Source organism: Achromobacter aegrifaciens, from assembly GCF_902859735.1.
GTDB classification, from domain to species: domain Bacteria; phylum Pseudomonadota; class Gammaproteobacteria; order Burkholderiales; family Burkholderiaceae_B; genus Achromobacter; species Achromobacter aegrifaciens.
Window position 1 is genome coordinate 136,708 of sequence record NZ_CADIJY010000011.1, and the last position, 17,402, is coordinate 154,109.

Annotated in this window: 15 protein-coding genes and 1 pseudogene; 15 read left to right on the forward strand and 1 reads right to left on the reverse strand. The window is 66.1% G+C overall.

The window, feature by feature from the left end:
• Positions 1–22: 22 nt before the first annotated feature.
• On the forward strand, positions 23–1,723 hold the full coding sequence (gene aspT / locus HV766_RS24045; protein ID WP_054450923.1) for an aspartate-alanine antiporter: 1,701 nt from the start codon (positions 23–25) through the stop codon (positions 1,721–1,723).
• Here aspT and HV766_RS24050 read toward each other — a convergent pair.
• Positions 1,720–2,655 (reverse strand): LysR substrate-binding domain-containing protein, encoded by a 936-nt coding sequence (locus HV766_RS24050; RefSeq protein ID WP_175181968.1) that lies wholly within the window; start codon positions 2,653–2,655, stop codon positions 1,720–1,722. The genes aspT and HV766_RS24050 overlap by 4 nt on opposite strands.
• A gap of 95 nt (positions 2,656–2,750) precedes the next feature.
• Between HV766_RS24050 and HV766_RS24055 the strand changes: the two genes are divergently transcribed.
• The 14 genes and pseudogenes from HV766_RS24055 to HV766_RS24120 all read left to right on the forward strand — a co-directional run.
• Positions 2,751–3,956: a CaiB/BaiF CoA transferase family protein gene (locus tag HV766_RS24055; protein WP_175162841.1), complete on the forward strand. Its 1,206-nt coding sequence runs from the start codon at positions 2,751–2,753 to the stop codon at positions 3,954–3,956.
• Positions 3,953–4,720 (forward strand): enoyl-CoA hydratase/isomerase family protein, encoded by a 768-nt coding sequence (locus HV766_RS24060; RefSeq protein WP_054450929.1) that lies wholly within the window; start codon positions 3,953–3,955, stop codon positions 4,718–4,720. The genes HV766_RS24055 and HV766_RS24060 overlap by 4 nt, the downstream gene beginning before the upstream one ends.
• A 65-nt stretch (positions 4,721–4,785) precedes the next feature.
• A complete protein-coding gene (locus HV766_RS24065; protein WP_054450932.1) occupies positions 4,786–5,760 on the forward strand; it encodes a tripartite tricarboxylate transporter substrate-binding protein in 975 nt (324 codons plus the stop codon).
• A gap of 10 nt (positions 5,761–5,770) precedes the next feature.
• A complete protein-coding gene (locus HV766_RS24070; protein WP_054450934.1) occupies positions 5,771–7,597 on the forward strand; it encodes an acyl-CoA dehydrogenase in 1,827 nt (608 codons plus the stop codon).
• Between the two features lie 148 nt (positions 7,598–7,745).
• A complete protein-coding gene (locus tag HV766_RS24075) occupies positions 7,746–8,387 on the forward strand; it encodes a peroxiredoxin (protein WP_042792543.1) in 642 nt (213 codons plus the stop codon).
• A 271-nt stretch (positions 8,388–8,658) separates the two neighbouring features.
• Entirely contained in the window at positions 8,659–9,639 is a 981-nt protein-coding gene (locus tag HV766_RS24080) for a sulfate ABC transporter substrate-binding protein (protein WP_225589316.1), read from the forward strand.
• A gap of 24 nt (positions 9,640–9,663) precedes the next feature.
• Positions 9,664–10,554, forward strand: coding sequence for a sulfate ABC transporter permease subunit CysT (gene cysT / locus HV766_RS24085; RefSeq protein ID WP_054450938.1), 891 nt, complete (start codon positions 9,664–9,666; stop codon positions 10,552–10,554).
• A complete protein-coding gene (gene cysW, locus HV766_RS24090) occupies positions 10,551–11,450 on the forward strand; it encodes a sulfate ABC transporter permease subunit CysW (protein WP_054450940.1) in 900 nt (299 codons plus the stop codon). Before cysT ends, cysW begins: the two co-directional genes overlap by 4 nt.
• Before the next feature lie 12 nt (positions 11,451–11,462).
• Complete coding sequence (locus HV766_RS24095; RefSeq protein WP_175181969.1) at positions 11,463–12,527, forward strand: sulfate/molybdate ABC transporter ATP-binding protein; 1,065 nt, start codon at positions 11,463–11,465, stop codon at positions 12,525–12,527.
• Entirely contained in the window at positions 12,524–13,267 is a 744-nt protein-coding gene (locus HV766_RS24100) for a phosphoadenylyl-sulfate reductase (RefSeq protein ID WP_175181970.1), read from the forward strand. Before HV766_RS24095 ends, HV766_RS24100 begins: the two co-directional genes overlap by 4 nt.
• A 41-nt stretch (positions 13,268–13,308) precedes the next feature.
• The gene (cysD, locus tag HV766_RS24105; RefSeq protein ID WP_059379315.1) at positions 13,309–14,217 is read left to right on the forward strand and encodes a sulfate adenylyltransferase subunit CysD; all 909 of its coding nucleotides are present in this window, start codon (positions 13,309–13,311) and stop codon (positions 14,215–14,217) included.
• Positions 14,218–14,258: 41 nt separating this feature from the next.
• Complete coding sequence (locus HV766_RS24110) at positions 14,259–15,557, forward strand: sulfate adenylyltransferase subunit 1 (RefSeq protein WP_054450948.1); 1,299 nt, start codon at positions 14,259–14,261, stop codon at positions 15,555–15,557.
• 212 nt (positions 15,558–15,769) lie between these two features.
• A complete protein-coding gene (locus HV766_RS24115; RefSeq protein ID WP_175162835.1) occupies positions 15,770–17,116 on the forward strand; it encodes a PA0069 family radical SAM protein in 1,347 nt (448 codons plus the stop codon).
• Between the two features lie 72 nt (positions 17,117–17,188).
• Positions 17,189–17,402 (forward strand): annotated as a pseudogene (locus HV766_RS24120) (hypothetical protein); the annotation flags it as partial.

Here is a 17,402-nt window from a genome sequence, read left to right on the forward strand (position 1 = left end):
ACCTCCAGGGCGACATGACGACATGACTTGTACGGTCGGGTTTTTCAATAGCGTTCCCATCGCAGTGCTGTTTGTGACGGTGGGCTTGGGATACCTGATCGGCAAGCTGAAAGTCGGACCGATCCAGCTAGGCGGCGTGTGCGGAACACTCATCGTCGCCCTGCTGATCGGCCAGACGGGTTGTCAGATGCGCGGCGACCTCAAGGAAGTCGCCTTCGCCCTGTTCATATTCGCGATGGGGTACTCGGGCGGGCCGCAGTTCTTTGCCAACCTGAACCGCTCCAGCTTGCGCTACATCGCGCTGCCTATCATCGAAGCATTGCTGGTGCTGACCATCGTGCTGGCCGCGGTGCCGCTGTTCGGCCTGGACGCTGGGACGGCGGCGGGCCTCGCGGCCGGCGCGGCCACCGAATCGGCCGTGGTAGGCACGGCGGCAGAGGCGCTCAAGCATCTGGGCCTGGCGGATGCCGAGGTCCAGCGCATGGAAGCCAACATCGCCACGGCCTACACGCTGACCTATCTGGTTGGCCTGATCAGCATCGTGTTCTTCACCAGCCAGGTAGCGCCAGCCCTGTTGCGCATGAATCTGCGCGAGGCTTCCAAGGCATTGGAGGAAAAGCTCGGCGTGGCGGCCGGAGAGGGCGAGGACGCGAACATGCCCACCTTGCCGCGGCTGGTGGGACGCTCGCACGTGGTCAAGGACGCGGATGGCAAAAGCGTGGCTGAAGTGGAAGCCGCGCTGGGCGGACGCACCGTCATCAGCCGCATCCTGCGCAATGGCGAGGCGGTGGACGCCACGCCCGGCGACATGCTGGCCACGGGCGACATCGTGGTGGTGCTGGGCTTGCGGCGCTTCGCGCTGCGCGCGGGTTCCGTCATCGGACCCGAAATCCAGCTGCCGGAGGCGCATGCCGACGACTTGCAGCTGAGCGAGCTGGCCGTCATCGTCAACAAGAAGGCCGTCAATGGCCATACCGTCGGCGAACTGGCGAAGCGGCCCAACGCCCAACGCGCACGTGGCGTGTTTCTGCAGTCCATCGTGCGCTCGGGCCATTCCTTGCCGATCACGCCAGCCACCGTGGTGCAGTACGGCGACCTGGTTACGCTGGTCGGCGCCGAGCCCGAACTCTCCCAGGCCGGCGCGGCGCTGGGCAACGAGCTGCGGCGCAGCGGCGTGACCGACCTGGTGTTCCTGGCGTTCGGCATCCTGGCCGGCTTGTTGATCGGCAGCCTGAGCGCGCGGATGTGGGGCATCCCCGTGTCGCTGGGCAGTGGCGGGGGCGCGCTGGTCAGCGGTCTGGTCTGCGGCTGGATCAACGCCAAGCGGCCCTCGATAGGCCACATGCCGGACCATGCCGTGCAGTTGCTGAAGGATCTGGGCCTGGCTGTGTTCGTGGCCTGCGTGGGCTTGTCGGCGGGGCCGGAAGCCATCGCGCTGATCCGCGAGCATGGCGCGGTATTGCCGCTCATCGGCCTGCTGGTGTCGCTGGGGCCTGCCTGCCTGTCGCTGTGGGTGGGACACAAGATCCTGAAGATCGAAGGTCCCTTGCTGGTCGGCGCCATCGCTGGCCAGCATGTCAGCACGCCGGCCATCAGCGCCATCCTGACCTCCAGCGGCAGTTCCGTGCCGCTACTGGGCTACACGGTGACCTACGCCATCGCCAACGTGCTGCTGCCAGTGCTGGGGCCGATCATCGTGTCGCTGGCGCATCATCTGGGTTAGCGCGGGCTCTGGTTCAGCAGCGCGCATCCCTGCCACGCCTGATCGTCGATCAGGCGTTTTATTTCGTCCTTGCACAAGGCCATGATCTGGCTCACCGCCGGCGTGGGGGGCAGGCTCTCGCTGGCGCATAGCACCAGTTCGCGCGACAGCGTGTCGTCCAGGGCATGCGCCACGATCGACCCTTCCGCGATTTCGGGCTGCGCGGCCGAGCAGGGCAGGATCGTGGCGGCCATGCCGCTGCGCACCGCGGGGACGAGGATGGCCGAGGTGCTGGCTTCGGCAAACAGATTGCAGGTCAGGCCGGCGGTCAGGAAGGCATGGTCCAGGCGTGCGCGCAGCGTGTTGGGCAGGCTGGGCAGAACCAGGGGCAAGGCGGCGAAGTCCGCGATGGCCAGCGTGCGGCGCGGCAGCGCGACGCTGGCGTGAGCCAGCAGGAACAGGCTCTCGCGCAGCAGCGGCGTGCGCAGCAGTCCCTGCATGGGTTGCTGGTCCGGCGACAAGGAAAAATCGATGCGTCCCTGCAGCACCAGCTTGGTCAGGTCCGCGCTGGGCACATCGACGATTTCCAACACCACCGAAGGCAGCTCCGCCTTGGCCCGGCGCATCAGCGGCAACGCCAGCATGCGCGCGGTGCTGGAGGCCAGTCCTATCGACACCGTGCCGGTGACCTGGTCCCCGGTCTTAGACAGCAGGCTGCGAGTGCTGTCGACCTGACGCAGGATGGTTTGCGCGTGCCGGTACAGCAACAGGCCTTCCGCGGTGGGCTGGGCGCCTTTGACCCCGCGCACCAGCAGTGCGACGCCCAGGCTTTCCTCCAGCAGCGCCATCTGCTGACTCAGCGCGGGTTGCGCCACATGCAGACTTTCGGCGGCCCGGGTCATGTTGCGCATTTCAACCACCCGGACGAAGTACTTGAGCTGACGCAGATTCATTGGATAAGAAAATCTTATGAATGGATCGGAAAACAGTATTTTCGGGACCTGTGAAGCGCTGCCTAGAATGGGCTCCGCATCACGGGAGGACGAACATGAGTCTGCCATTGGCAGGGCTGAAAGTGCTGGATCTGACTCGGGCCCTTTCCGGGCCTTTCTGCACAATGATTCTGGGAGACCTGGGCGCCGAGGTCGTCAAGGTGGAACCCATGCCCGCCGGCGAGATGGCGCGGCAGTGGGGCCCCTTCGATGACGACATAAGTGTTTATTATCTTAGTGCCAATCGCAGCAAGCAAGGCATAGGCGTGGACTTCCGCAAGCCGGAAGGGATCGCGCTGCTGCGCAATATGGCCCTGGCTTCCGACATCGTGGTCGAGAACTTCAAGGTCGGAACGATGGAGGCGATGGGCCTGGGATACGAGGCGTTGGCGCAAGAGCATCCGGGCCTGATCATGGCGTCGATTTCCGGCTTTGGCAGCAAGGGGCCGGCACGGGACTGGGCCGGATTCGATCAGGTCGCGCAGGGCTATTCGGGCTTCATGAGCCTGACCGGCACGCCGGAATCGGGGCCGATGCGGGTGGGCGTAGCCGTCGGCGACTTGAGCGCGGGCATGTGGCTGACGATAGGAATACTGTCCGCCGTCGCGCAGCGCGCCTCGACTGGTCGCGGGCAGCATGTGGAAACCTCGCTGCTGGCGGGCCTCATGGCGTTGCTCAGCGTGCAGGGCCAGCGCTACCTCAGCAAGGGGGAGATCCCGGAACCCTGCGGCAACGTGCATCCGGTCATCGCGCCCTACGGCACCTTCGAGACCGCGGATGGGCCGCTCAACCTGGCGCCCGCGACCCAGGCGATGTGGGTCAGGCTTTGCGGCATTCTCGGACTCTCCCATCTGGTGTCCGACGAGCGGTTCCTGACGAACGCCGAGCGCATGCAGCACCGCTATGCGTTGAAGCAGGAGCTGGAGGCGGGGCTCAAGCGCAAGACGCGCATGGAATGGACCGCGCTGATGATCGAGGGCGGCATTCCCGCAGGCCCCATCAATACCCTGGAGGATGTGTTCGCCGACGCGCAGGTGCAGGCTTGCGGACTGGTCCGCTCGTTGACGCATCCGGTGTTGGGCGAATTGCGGCAGGTGGACCTGCCCCTGGGCCTGAGCGGCGCGCAGGCGCCGAGCCGCCGCGCTCCGCCCGTGTTCGGCCAGCACACGCGCGAGGTATTCGCCCGTTACGGGATGGCAGATGCCGAGATCGACCGGCTGCTGGCCGAGGGCGTGGCGCATCAGGCGGAGACGTGCACATGACGGGTCCCGCCGATACGCCCAGCCTTGCCGTCGACGGCCACGTGGCGACCATCCGGCTGCGCAGGCCCGGCCATGCCAACCGGCTCGGGCCGCAGGACCTGGCGGTCCTCAGAGAGCATCTGGACAGGGTCAACGCGGACGACGCCGTGCGGGTGCTGCGCTTTCAATCCGACGGCAAGTATTTTTGCAGCGGGTATGACATTTCGTCCCTGGCGTCCGACAGCGCGCCCAGCTCTCTTTATTTTGGCCAGACCATGGACCTGATCGAGGCGGCGCGGCCAGTGACCATCGCGGCGGTGCAGGGCGGGGCCTATGGCGGCGGCACGGACCTGTGCCTGGCTTGCGATTTCCGCATCGGCACGCCGCAGTCCGACATGTTCATGCCGGCCACGCGCCTGGGCCTGCACTTCTACGCGGGCGGCATGTCGCGCTATGTGACGCGCCTGGGCCTGGACCAGGCCAAGCGCCTGTTCCTGACGGCGGAAAAAATCCAGGCCGACGAAATGCTGCGCATCGGATTCCTGACCGAGCTGGTGCCGCAAGAAATGCTATCGGCCCGGCTGGACGCCCTGAGCGCGCAGATTGCGGCAATGGCTCCGATTCCGCTGTTCGGCGTGAAAGCGCACCTGAACCGCATCGCGCGGGGCGAGCTCGATCTGGCCGCAATCGAGCAGGCGGTGCTGCGTTCCGAGCAGTCCCGCGACCTGGCCGAGGGCGCGCGGGCGTGGAAGGAGAAGCGCGCGCCGGATTTCACCGGCCGCTGACGCGGCCGGCGCATGACCAGAGAGCCGCGCCACAAGCGGCTCCGATTCCATCAAAGGAGACCCTGATGAAACCTGCTATTGCCGTCCATGGCGCCTTGCTTGCCGCCATCGCCTTGTCCGCGATGTCCGGTGCCGCGCATGCCGCCGATCCTTATCCCTCCAAACCCCTGACCTTGGTGATCGGGTTCCCGCCCGGCGGCGGGGCGGATCAAGTGGGGCGGGTCTATGCGAATGCGCTGGCCAGGCAATTGAAGCAGCCGGTGGTCGTGGAAAACCGCCCTGGCGCCGGTTCCACGATCGGCGCCAGCCTGGCCGCGCGCGCCGCCGCCGACGGCTACACGCTGTACCTGGGGAATTCCAGCGTCATGGGCAGCGACAGCGCCTTGTACAAGGTGGATTACACGCCGGACAACTTCGTGCCCGTGGCCCAGCTCACGACCGGCCCCATGGTCCTGATCGCGAACGCAAAGCTGGGGCTGAAAAGCGTGCAGGACCTGATAGACCGGGCCAGGAGCAAGCCGGGGTCCATCAATGTCGCCTCGTCCGGCAACGGCGTCATCACGCATCTGGCCGCGGTCGAGTTCATGACGCTTGCCAACGTGAAGCTGATGCACATTCCCTTCAAGGGGGGCGCCGCGGCGGCGCAGTCCGTGGCGGCGGGCGACACAGATATCTCGTTCGCCACGGCGCCTTCGGCCAAGTCGGTGATCGATACGGGCAAGGTGGTGGCCCTGGCGGTCACGTCTGGCCAGCCCTCGCGCCTGTTGCCCTATCCGACCATCGCGCAGACCGTGCCCGGCTATGACGTGTCCAACTGGTGGGGAATCTTTGCTCCCAAGGGCACGCCGCCGCAGGTGCTGGACACGCTGTTCAAGGCCAGCAACGATGTGCTGGCGCTGGCCGATGTGCAGCAGGGCATGGCGGCCGGATACGAGGAAGTGACGCCGTCCGCGTCCTTGGCCGCGTTCGGGGAGTATGCCCGCAAGGAAGGAAGCAAGGGTTTAAGATTGGCCAAAGAGAGTCAGGAAACGGCCAATTGATGGAGACCCCATGCCCTACGTAACCCCGCTGCAGGACTTCCGCTTCGCTTTGAAGGAGCTGGCAGGACTCGATGACGTCCTGAAACTGCCCGGCTTCGAAGAAGTCACGCCGGATCTGGTGGACGCCATCCTGGAAGAAAACGGCCGCTTCGTCGAGCAGGCCGTGGCGCCTTTGAACGTGCCGGGCGATACGCAGCCGCCGGTCTGGAAGGATGGCCAGGTCACGACCACGCCGGGCTACGCGCAGGGCTTCAAGGATTACGCCGCGGGCGGCTGGCAGGGCTTGCAGCATCCGGTGGAGTGGGGCGGGCAGGGCCTGCCCAAGCTGGTCGCGGCGGCGCCGGGCGAGAACATCCAGGCGGCCAGCCTGGCGTTTTCCCTGTGTCCCATGCTGACGGACGGCGTGATCGAAGCCTTGTTGACGGTCGGATCGGACGCGCAACGCAAGCAGTACGTGCCGCAGCTGATCGGCGGCAAGTGGACCGGCACGATGAACCTGACCGAACCGCAGGCCGGCTCGGACCTGGCGCAGGTCGCGACTCGTGCGGTGAAGCAGGACGACGGCAGCTACCGGCTGACGGGCCAGAAGATCTTCATCACCTATGGCGACCACGATCTGGCCGAGAACATCATCCATCTGGTGCTGGCGCGCACGCCGGACGCGCCGGCCGGCGTGAAGGGGATCTCGCTTTTCATCGTGCCCAAGTTCCTGGTGCAGGCCGACGGCAGCCTGGGCAAGCGCAACGACGTCTGGTGCGCGTCGCTGGAGCACAAGCTGGGCATCCACGGCAGTCCCACCGCCGTGCTCATGTACGGTTCGGGCAAGGGCGACGTGGGCGAAGGCGCCATCGGCTATCTGGTCGGCGAGCAGAACCGCGGCCTGGAATACATGTTCATCATGATGAATGCCGCCCGCTATTCGGTGGGGCAGCAGGGCATAGGCGTGTCCGAACGCGCCTATCAGCATGCCCTGGCCTATGCGCGCGAGCGCGTGCAGGGCCGCGCGGTCGAAGGGTCGGCCGGCCCCGTGGCCATCGTGCGCCATCCGGACGTGCAGCGCATGCTGATGACCATGAAGGCGCTGACCGAGGCGGCGCGCGCCGTGTCCTACGTGACGGCGGCAGCGCACGACAAGGGCACGCATCATCCGGATCCGGAGCAGCGCTCGCGCAACCGGGCCTTCTATGAGTACATGGTGCCCATCGTCAAAGGATTCTCCACCGAGACCGCGGTCGAGGTCGCATCGCTGGGCCTGCAGGTGCACGGCGGCATGGGCTATATCGAGGAAACCGGGGCCGCGCAGTATTACCGCGACGCGCGCATCCTGCCCATCTACGAAGGCACGACCGCGATCCAGGCCAATGACCTGGTCAGCCGCAAGACGCAGCGCGACGGCGGCGCCACCGCCCATGCCGCGATCGCGGCGATGCGCGAGACGCTGCGCGCAGTCGAGAACGAGGCGATGCGCGCGTCGGCGGACGATCGCGAAGGACTGCGCCTGCTGCGCGACAACCTGGACAGCGCCATCCAGGCCTACGAGGCCGGCGTGGCATTCATCCTGGAGCAGTCGCCGACCAATATCAGGGCGGTCTATTCCAGCAGCGTGCCCTATCTGATGCTGGCCGGTGTGGTGCACGGCGGCTGGCAGATGGCGCGGGCCGTGCTGGCCTGCCGCCGGCATCTGGCGGCAGGTTCCACCGATCCGTTCTACGGGGCCAAGCTGGCGACGGGATTGTTCTACGGCGCCCACATCCTGCCGCGCGCGCTGGCCCTGTCCGCCGCAGTGCGGGCCGGGGCGGTGGCGGACGCCTGCGGCGCCAGCTTGAATATTGCATAAGGTTATATGACTTGCGTATTTCCCCGGCTACAGGTTTGATGGAAGAATCGTTTCACAGACGCTGACCTGCGCCATGAAACGCTTTTCCTGCGCTGCCCGCCGCGACGGGCGGCCAGCCCCCAACCTGCATCCGCACACTGGAGACACCATGAGTCATCTACGCCTGGGCGACACCGCCCCTGATTTCGAACAGGAATCTTCGGCAGGGCCGATCCGCTTCCATGAGTATCTGGGCAACAGCTGGGGTGTTCTTTTCTCGCACCCGGCCGATTTCACGCCCGTCTGCACCACTGAACTGGGCTACACCGCCAAGCTGGCCGACGAATTCGCCAAGCGTAACGTGAAGGTGCTGGCGCTGTCCGTGGACGGCACCGATTCGCACACCAAGTGGATCGAGGACATCAACGACACGCAGTCCACCAAGGTCAACTTCCCGATCCTGGCCGACAAGGACCGCAAGGTGTCCGAGCTTTACGACATGATCCATCCGAACGCCAACGCCACGCTGACCGTACGCTCGGTGTTCATCATCGACCCCAACAAGAAGGTGCGCCTGACCATCACGTATCCGGCCAGCACCGGCCGCAACTTCAACGAGATCCTGCGCGTCATCGACTCCCTGCAGCTGACCGACAGCCACAGCGTGGCCACGCCGGTGAACTGGGAAGACGGCGACGATGTGATCATTGTTCCGTCCTTGCAGGACGAGGCCGTGATCAAGCAGAAATTCCCGAAGGGCTACAAGGCCGTGCGTCCCTATCTGCGCATTACGCCTCAGCCGAATAAGTAAATTCGGAAATCGAAGGGGCGGGTCCCCGTTAGCAACCGCCGCCTGCCCCTTGGGGAGGCGGCGGTTTTTCATTGGGGCGCGCATGGGGCCAGGGCAAATTCCCATTGCTGGGACACCGGTCCTATATGCCTGCGAGCGATGAGCAACCAAATAATGATTCGTTCCGTTCAGAACGCCCAGCCAGCACACTTGCTCCCACATTGCCGAACACAGGGAGCATGGGATGTCTTTCAGGAAAGCCGGTTGGTTGGCCGCCTTGGCCGCAGTGACGATGTCGTTTGCCGCGATTGCGCCGGCGCAGGCACAGCAGAAGCAGACGCTCCTGAATGTCTCATATGACCCGACCCGCGAGCTGTATCGCGCCATCGATGATGCGTTCATCAAGCAATACAAGGACAAGGCCAACGTCGACCTGACCATCCGCCAATCGCACGGCGGTTCGGGCCGCCAGGCGCGCTCCGTCATCGACGGCCTGGAAGCCGACGTGGTGACGCTGGCGCTGGCTTATGACATCGACGCGGTTGCCGACCGTGGGCTGCTGCCTGCCGATTGGCAGGCCCGCCTGCCGCAGAACAGCTCGCCCTACACCTCCACCATCGTGTTCCTGGTGCGCAAGGGCAACCCCAAGCAGATCAAGGACTGGGACGACCTGGTCAAGGATGGCGTGCAGGTCATCACGCCCAATCCCAAGACCTCGGGCGGGGCGCGCTGGAATTACCTGGCCGCCTGGGCCTATGCGCTGGAGAAGAACGGCGGCAGCGAGGACAAGGCCCGCGCCTTCGTGGGCGACCTGCTCAAGCACGTGCCGGTGCTGGACACTGGCGCGCGCGGCGCCACCACCACCTTCGTGGAGCGCGGCGTGGGCGATGTGCTGCTGGCCTGGGAAAACGAGGCTTTCCTGGCGCTGGAAGAGCTGGGTCCGGACAAGTTCGACATCGTGGTGCCGTCGCTGTCCATCCTGGCCGAGCCGCCGGTGGCCGTGGTCGACAAGGTCGTGGACAAGAAGGGTACCCGCGCCGCGGCGCAGGCCTATCTGGAATTCCTCTACACGCCCGCCGCGCAGGAAATCATTGCCAAGAACTACTACCGGCCCATCGACAAGACCGTGGCCGCCAAGTACGAAAGCAAGTTTCCCAAGGTCAAGCTCGTGACCATCGACGACAAGATCTTCGGCGGGTGGCGCAAGGCGCAGAAGGACCACTTCAGCGACGGCGGCACCTTCGACCAGATCTACCTGCCGCAAAAGAAATAAGCATCTGACGATCGGACGACGGCCATGACGACAGCCTCGAACCCGGTGGCAAGCGGCGCGCAAGCGCCTTTTGCCTTTCGGCGCAACAGCCCGGGCGTGCTGCCCGGATTCGGCATCTCGATGGGCTACGCGGTGCTGTACCTCAGCATCCTCGTGCTCATTCCGCTGGCGGCCTTGCCGATCAAGAGCGCGGGCCTGGGCTGGCAAGGCTTCTGGGACGCGGTGACCGCGCCGCGGGTGCTGGCCTCGTACAAGCTGACCTTCGGCGCGTCGTTGATCGCGGCGCTGGTGAACCTGGTGTTCGGCACGGTGGTGGCCTGGGTGCTGGTGCGCTACCGCTTTCCGGGCAAGAAGATTCTGGATGCGCTGGTGGATCTGCCGTTCGCGCTGCCCACGGCGGTGGCGGGCATCGCGCTGACCTCGCTGTATTCGCAGAAGGGCTGGCTGGGCGGACCGCTGGCCGACTGGTTCGGCTGGAAGGTGGCATTTACGCCCTTGGGCATCGTGATCGCGTTGATCTTCATCGGCGTGCCGTTCGTGGTGCGCACGGTGCAGCCGGTGCTGGAAGACGTGGAGCGCGAAATCGAGGAGGCCGCGGCCAGCCTGGGCGCCAACCGCTGGCAGACCATACGCCGGGTGCTGCTGCCCATCATCATGCCCGCCTTGATGACGGGCTTCGCGCTGGCGTTTGCACGCGCGGTGGGCGAGTACGGCTCGGTGGTGTTCATTGCCGGCAACATGCCGATGGTGTCCGAGATCACGCCGCTACTGATCATCGCCAAGCTCGAGGAATTCGACTACGCGGGCGCTGCCGCCATTGCCACGGTGATGCTGGTGCTGTCCTTCGCGCTGTTGCTCGTCATCAATCTGCTGCAGGGCTGGCAGGCCCGCCGCAACCTCGGGAGGCTCGCATGAGCGCCGCGGACCGTCCCGCCCATCTGACCGAGCCGCGCTGGGTGCGCGGCGTGCTGCTCTTCATCGCGCTGGGATTCCTGGCGCTGTTCCTGCTGGTGCCGCTGGCAGCGGTATTCGCCGAAGCCTTCAAGAAGGGCTGGCAGCTGTACCTGGACGCCATCGTCGAGCCGGACGCGCTGTCCGCCATCCGACTGACGCTGCTGGTGGCGGCCATCGCGCTGCCGGTAAACCTGGTGTTCGGCGTGGCCGCGGCCTGGGCGATCACCAAGTTCCAGTTCCGCGGCAAGCAGTTCCTGATCACCCTGATCGACCTGCCGTTCTCGGTGTCGCCGGTGGTGGCCGGCCTGGTGTTCGTGCTGCTGTTCGGCACCCAGGGCTGGTTCGGCGGCTGGCTGCAGGAACATGACATCAAGATCGTCTACGCGGTGCCGGGCATCGTGCTGGCCTCGCTCTTCGTGACCTTTCCGTTCGTGGCGCGCGAGCTTATCCCCCTGATGCAGGCGCAGGGCAGCGAGGAAGAGCAGGCTGCGCTGACCCTGGGCGCCAACGGCTGGCAGATCTTCTGGCGCGTCACGCTGCCCAACATCAAGTGGGGGCTGCTGTACGGCGCCATCCTGTGCAACGCGCGGGCCATGGGCGAGTTTGGCGCGGTGTCGGTGGTGTCCGGGCAGATCCGCGGCCTGACCAACACCATGACCCTGCACGTCGAGATTCTCTACAACGAGTACCAGTATTCCGCGGCGTTCGCCGTGGCGTCGTTGCTGGCCCTGCTGGCGCTGGTGACGCTGGTGGCCAAGAACGTCGTCGAGTGGCGCAACGCGCGCTTTCAGCAGGCCGCCGACCTGCCGGTCGAGTATCCCGGCCAGCCGGCCGCCATCAAGCCGGCCCTGGCCTGACAGGAGACAAGCATGAGTATCGAAGTCCGCAATCTATCCAAGCGCTTCGGCCAGTTCCGCGCGCTCAACGACGTCTCGCTGCATATCGAGACGGGAGAGCTGGTCGCGCTGCTGGGCCCGTCGGGCTGCGGCAAGACCACGCTGCTGCGCATCATCGCGGGGCTGGAGTCGGCTGATTCCGGCAGCGTGCTGTTCGCGGGCGAAGACGCTACCGCGGTGGACGTGCGCCGCCGCCAGGTCGGTTTCGTGTTCCAGCACTACGCGCTGTTCAAGCACATGACGGTGTTCGAGAACGTGGCCTTCGGCCTGCGCGTCAAGCACCGCTCGCAGCGTCCTTCGGAGGACGTGATCCAGCGCAAGGTGCATGACCTGCTGGGCCTGGTGCAGCTGGACTGGCTGGCCGACCGCTATCCCGCGCAGCTCTCCGGCGGCCAGCGTCAGCGTATCGCGCTGGCGCGCGCGCTGGCGGTGGAGCCGCGGGTGCTGCTGCTGGACGAGCCCTTCGGCGCGCTGGACGCCAAGGTGCGCAAGGAATTGCGGCGCTGGCTGCGCCGCCTGCATGACGAGCTGAATGTGGCCAGCGTGTTCGTCACCCATGACCAGGAAGAAGCGCTGGAAGTGTCGGACCGGGTGGTGCTGATGAACTCGGGCCGCATCGAGCAAGTCGGCACGCCGCGCGAGGTCTGGGAAGCACCGGCCACGCCCTTCGTCTACGGCTTCCTGGGCGACGTCAACCAGTTGCAGGGCTTTGCCACGCGGGGCGTCTGGAACGGCGCCGGCCTGTCCTTGCCCGCGCCAGAGCTGGCGCAGGCCGAAGCGCAGCGCGCCACGGCCTACGTACGGCCGCACGAGTTCGAAGTCGAGCGCTACCGTGCCGGCGCTGACGGCATTCCGGTGCGCCTGGCACACGCCTTCCTTGCCGGTCCCAGCGCCTATCTGGAGCTGGCGAGCGAGGATTCCGACGCCATCATCGAAGCCGAGGTGCCCGAGTCCCTGTACCGGGAGTTGGGCCTGCGCGATGGCGAAATTCTGTTGGCGCGTCCGCGGCGGGCGCGCATTTTCGCGACGCAATCATGAGCACTACCGATCTTTTGCCTGAACTCGAGGCGGGCCTGGCCGCGCGCTGGCGCGAGTTGGGCGCACGCCTGGCCGACGTGCAGCAACGCTACCCGGACGCCGCGCTGGCGTCCTCGCTGGCGGCCGAGGACATGCTGCTGACGCACGCCATCTACAGCGCCGGCCTGGACCTGGAAGTCTTTACGCTGGACACGGGCCGGCTGCACGCCGAAACGCTGGGCGTACTGGACGCCGTGCGCGAACGCTACGGCCGCGAGGTCTCCGTGTACCGGCCGATAGCGGCCGCGGTCGAGCAGCACGTCGCCGAACACGGCGCCTATGCGTTCTATGAAAGCGTGGAGCTGCGCAAGGCCTGTTGCCAGATCCGCAAGGTCGAGCCGCTCAAGCGCGCGCTGGCCGGACGCGGCGCCTGGATCACCGGGCAGCGGCGCGCGCAATCCACCACCCGCGGCGAACTGCCGCTGGAAGAACACGACCAGACCTTCGGCCTCTACAAGTTCAATCCGCTGGCCGAATGGAGCGAAGAGGAAGTCTGGTCCGCCATCCGCGCGCTGGGCATCCCGTACAACCCGCTGCATGACCAAGGCTACCCGTCCATTGGTTGCGAACCCTGTACCCGCGCCATCCGTCCGGGCGAGGACCTCAGGGCAGGGCGCTGGTGGTGGGAGTCGTCGGACTCCAAGGAATGCGGCCTGCATGCGGGCAACCGGGTCATCGGCATCGCGGCGCGCGCCGACTGATGCGGCCCACGAATTCGAAATCTGTTTTAGGGGAAGTGCATATGTCTGCAGTGATCCAACGCAGCCACCTGGATTGGCTGGAATCGGAAGCAATATTCATCCTGCGCGAGGTGGCCGCCGAAAGCGAGAAGCCCGTGCTGCTGTTCTCTGGCGGCAAGGACTCCGTGGTGCTGCTGCGCCTGGCCGAGAAGGCATTCCGGCCGGGACGCTTTCCGTTCCCGCTGATGCACATCGACACTGGCCACAACTTCGACGAAGTGATCGCCTTCCGCGATGCGCGCGCGGCAGAACTGGGCGAGACCCTGATCGTGCGCAGCGTCGAGGATTCGATCGCGCGCGGCAGCGTGGTGCTGCGCCGCGAGACCGATTCGCGCAATGCCGCGCAGGCCGTGACGCTGCTGGAGGCGATCGAGGAATTCGGCTTTGACGCCTGCATCGGCGGAGCGCGCCGCGACGAGGAAAAGGCCCGCGCCAAGGAACGCATCTTCTCGTTCCGCGACGAGTTCGGCCAATGGGATCCGAAGGCGCAGCGTCCGGAACTCTGGAACCTGTTCAATACCCGCGTGCATCGCGGCGAGAACATGCGCGTGTTCCCGATCTCGAACTGGACCGAGCTGGACGTCTGGCAGTACATCCAGCGCGAGCAGCTGGCGCTGCCGTCGATCTACTACAGCCACCAGCGCGAGGTTGTGCGCCGCAAGGGCCTGCTTGTGCCGGTCACGCGGCTGACCCCGCCGCAGGATGGCGAACAGGTCGAACGCCTGCAGGTGCGCTTTCGTACCGTGGGCGATATCTCCTGCACCTGCCCGGTGGCGTCCGATGCCGCCGACACCCGGGCCATCATCGCCGAAACAGCGGTGACCGACATTACCGAGCGCGGCGCCACGCGCATGGACGACCAGACTTCCGAGGCCTCGATGGAGCGCCGCAAGAAGGAAGGCTATTTCTGATCGCTTGACACGCCGGCATCAGCCGGCGACCAGGAACGCACATGAACGCACTCAACGATTCTTTTCTTTCCGGCGCCGATACGGGCGTGCTGCGCCTGATCACCGCCGGCTCGGTGGATGACGGCAAATCGACGCTGATCGGCCGCCTGCTGTATGACAGCAAGGGCGTGTTCGCCGACCAGCTGGACGCGATCTCGCGCGCCAAGCACAAGCGCGTGGCGGGCGACGGCATCGACTTTTCGCTGCTGACCGACGGCCTGGAGGCCGAACGCGAACAGGGCATCACCATAGACGTCGCCTACCGTTACTTCTCGACGCCCGCGCGCAAGTTCATCATCGCCGACGCGCCGGGCCACGAGCAGTACACGCGCAACATGGTCACGGGCGCGTCGACCGCCGACGTGGCCGTCATCCTGATCGACGCCACCCGCGCGGCCGACGGCGTGCTGCTGCCGCAGACCAAGCGGCACAGCACCATCGCGCGCCTCTTGGGCATCCGCCATATCGTGGTGGCGGTCAACAAGATGGACCTGGTGGACTGGGACCGCGCCGTCTTCGAGCGCATCCGCGATGCTTATGCGGATCTGGCAGGCAAGCTGGGCATCGAGCACTTCGACGCCTTGCCGCTGTCGGCGCTCAATGGCGACAACGTCGTCACCTTGTCGCCGCAGACGCCGTGGTACGACGGGCAGCCTTTGCTGGCCTTGCTGGAATCGCTGGACCTGGCAAGCGACGGCCGCGCCTTGCCGCTGCGCTTTCCGGTGCAATGGGTGGCACGCCATGACGGCAGTCGCAAGGATGACTTCCGCGGCTATGCCGGCCGCGTCGCCAGCGGCGTGCTGCGGCCGGGCGACGAGATCACGGTGCAACCCTCGGGCGTGACGGCAGTTGTGAGCGAAGTGCGCGCCTTCGACCGCGCGCTGGATGAGGCGGTGGCGGGCGACTCGATCACGCTGGTGCTGGATCGCGACGTGGACGTGTCGCGCGGCGACGTGATCGTGCATGCGTCGGCGCCGGCGCAGGTCGCGCGCGAATTCGAAGCCGAGCTGTGCTGGCTCGATGCGCAGGCCTTGAATCCCGCGCGCAAGTATCTGTTGAAGTCGGGTACGCGCCTGACCTCGGCGAAGATCCGCGCGGTGCTGTCGCATCGTGATATCCACGAATTGCAGGAAGTGGAGAACACCGAGGGCACGCTGCGCATGAACGACATCGGACGCGTCACGCTCACCACGCGCGAGTCGTTGGCGGTCGATCGTTATGCCGATGTGCCCGCGACGGGCGCATTCATCCTGATCGACGAGGCCACGCATCAGACTGCTGCGGCAGGCATGTTGCGCTAATCCGCAAGAGGCCGGAAAACAACGGGTTTCCAGCCCCTGCGGGACCTGTTGTTTTTCTGCTAGATCCAGTATTGGCGCGGGTTTCCGGGCGATCTCGCCTGATGAAATCGATTTGTCCGGACGGCGCCGGCGTCTTGCGGTAAAGTGGGGCTGTCTTACGAAAAGGCTTTTGGTGCTTGTCAAAACCACTGTGTTTTTGTACAGTAGTTTTCATGGCACGCACCGATCATTCTTTTCCCGCCGGTTCTGGGTCCCCGGCTGCCGCCCCCGCCGCCTTGCGCGGTCGGGGTGCGGTTACTAATGTTCGGCATCGCTTTCAGCGCGATGACCGCGTGCAGGTCGACGACGGCTGGTCCTCCTCCGGCCTGCCCGCCGACTTCATAGATTCCGTCCCCGATAATTTCCCCGAAGCTGCCGCCGGCGAGCAAGCCGCCCGCGTCATTCCCATCCTGCCGGATGCGCGCATAGCGCCCGCCGCTCCCAAGACCACGGTCACTGCTGAAGAAGCGCGCAAGATGCTGTCGCGCAACGATTCGCCCGATATCCCCTTCGACGTGGCAGTGAATCCGTACCGGGGCTGCGAGCATGGCTGCGTCTATTGTTACGCCCGGCCCACGCATTCCTACCTGGGCCTGTCGCCCGGGCTGGACTTCGAAACCCGGCTGGTGGCCAAGGCCAACGCGGTAGAGGCCCTGCGCGCCGAACTCGCGCGGCCCGGCTACAAGCCGTCTCCCATCAACATCGGTTCCGCCACCGACGCCTACCAGCCCATCGAACGCGAATGGCGGCTGACGCGCGGCCTGCTGGAACTGATGCTGGAAACCCGCCATCCGCTCACCATCGTCACCAAGAACGCGCTGGTCGCCCGCGACCTGGACCTGCTGGCCGCGCTGGCCGAGCAGAAGCTGGTGGTGGTGTACATGAGCATCACCACGCTGGACGCCGGCATGGCCCGCACGCTGGAACCGCGCGCCGCCGCGCCGTGGCGCCGGCTGGAAGCCGTGCGCAGCCTGACCGACGCCGGCGTGCCGGTCGGCGTGCTGGTCGCGCCCATCATCCCGTTCATCAACGACGAGTCCATGGAGCACATCCTCCAGGAGTCCAAGGCGGCCGGCGCGCACTATGCCAGCTACACCGTCCTGCGCCTGCCCTGGGAGGTCAAGACCCTGTTCGAGGATTGGCTCAACGCCCATTTCCCGGACCGCGCCCAGCGCGTCCTGCATCGCATCGAAGACCTGCGCAATGGCCGCCGCAACGATCCCAACTTCGGGTCGCGCATGCGCGGAACCGGCGTCTGGGCCGATCTGCTGCGTCAGCGGTTCACCATCGCCACGCGCAAGCTGGGCCTGAACCGCCATCGCCTGGCGCTGGACTGCGACCGTTTCCTGCCTCCTGCCGCAACTGCGGCGAAGGCTGCCGATTTCCTATCCCCGGTTGGCGCGCAAGCGTCTTCAGGGGTCCCTTTTCCCGCCGTATCGCCCGCAGCCGGCGGCGCGCACGGGCGCGCAGCGCGCCAGTTGCAAGCCATGGCCGCAGGCCAGTTGTCATTGTTCGATTGACCGCCGGCTGCCGCCGCGGATGCCTGCCCGGGGGCTACGCCTGGCGCTGGACCGTCTTTCCTAGGAGTTCCCATGAACACCGCTGATATTTCCGTCTTGTCGGACGAACTCGTCGTTACGCTGAACCCGCTGCGCCGCGGCACGAACCGCGCCCGCGCCTGGTGCGCCCGGGTGGCCGGCATGGCGCTGCCCTGGAACACCTCCGGCGCCGATGTCGAGCCGCGCCGCCGCGTGCGGCCCGGCTCCGCGCCGGCTCGCTGGCCGTTCCCGCCCGCGCCGGCCGAGG

Coding starts and splice junctions, on each gene's coding strand:
- aspT (WP_054450923.1), top strand. CDS start 23: ATGACTTGTACGGTCGGGTTTTTCAATAGCGTTCCCATCGCAGTGCTG.
- HV766_RS24060 (WP_054450929.1), top strand. CDS start 3,953: ATGACGGGTCCCGCCGATACGCCCAGCCTTGCCGTCGACGGCCACGTG.
- HV766_RS24075 (WP_042792543.1), top strand. CDS start 7,746: ATGAGTCATCTACGCCTGGGCGACACCGCCCCTGATTTCGAACAGGAA.
- cysT (WP_054450938.1), top strand. CDS start 9,664: ATGACGACAGCCTCGAACCCGGTGGCAAGCGGCGCGCAAGCGCCTTTT.
- cysW (WP_054450940.1), top strand. CDS start 10,551: ATGAGCGCCGCGGACCGTCCCGCCCATCTGACCGAGCCGCGCTGGGTG.
- HV766_RS24080 (WP_225589316.1), top strand. CDS start 8,659: ATGTCGTTTGCCGCGATTGCGCCGGCGCAGGCACAGCAGAAGCAGACG.
- HV766_RS24115 (WP_175162835.1), top strand. CDS start 15,770: ATGGCACGCACCGATCATTCTTTTCCCGCCGGTTCTGGGTCCCCGGCT.
- HV766_RS24065 (WP_054450932.1), top strand. CDS start 4,786: ATGAAACCTGCTATTGCCGTCCATGGCGCCTTGCTTGCCGCCATCGCC.
- HV766_RS24100 (WP_175181970.1), top strand. CDS start 12,524: ATGAGCACTACCGATCTTTTGCCTGAACTCGAGGCGGGCCTGGCCGCG.
- HV766_RS24070 (WP_054450934.1), top strand. CDS start 5,771: ATGCCCTACGTAACCCCGCTGCAGGACTTCCGCTTCGCTTTGAAGGAG.
- HV766_RS24110 (WP_054450948.1), top strand. CDS start 14,259: ATGAACGCACTCAACGATTCTTTTCTTTCCGGCGCCGATACGGGCGTG.
- HV766_RS24055 (WP_175162841.1), top strand. CDS start 2,751: ATGAGTCTGCCATTGGCAGGGCTGAAAGTGCTGGATCTGACTCGGGCC.
- HV766_RS24050 (WP_175181968.1), bottom strand. CDS start 2,655: ATGAATCTGCGTCAGCTCAAGTACTTCGTCCGGGTGGTTGAAATGCGC.
- HV766_RS24095 (WP_175181969.1), top strand. CDS start 11,463: ATGAGTATCGAAGTCCGCAATCTATCCAAGCGCTTCGGCCAGTTCCGC.
- cysD (WP_059379315.1), top strand. CDS start 13,309: ATGTCTGCAGTGATCCAACGCAGCCACCTGGATTGGCTGGAATCGGAA.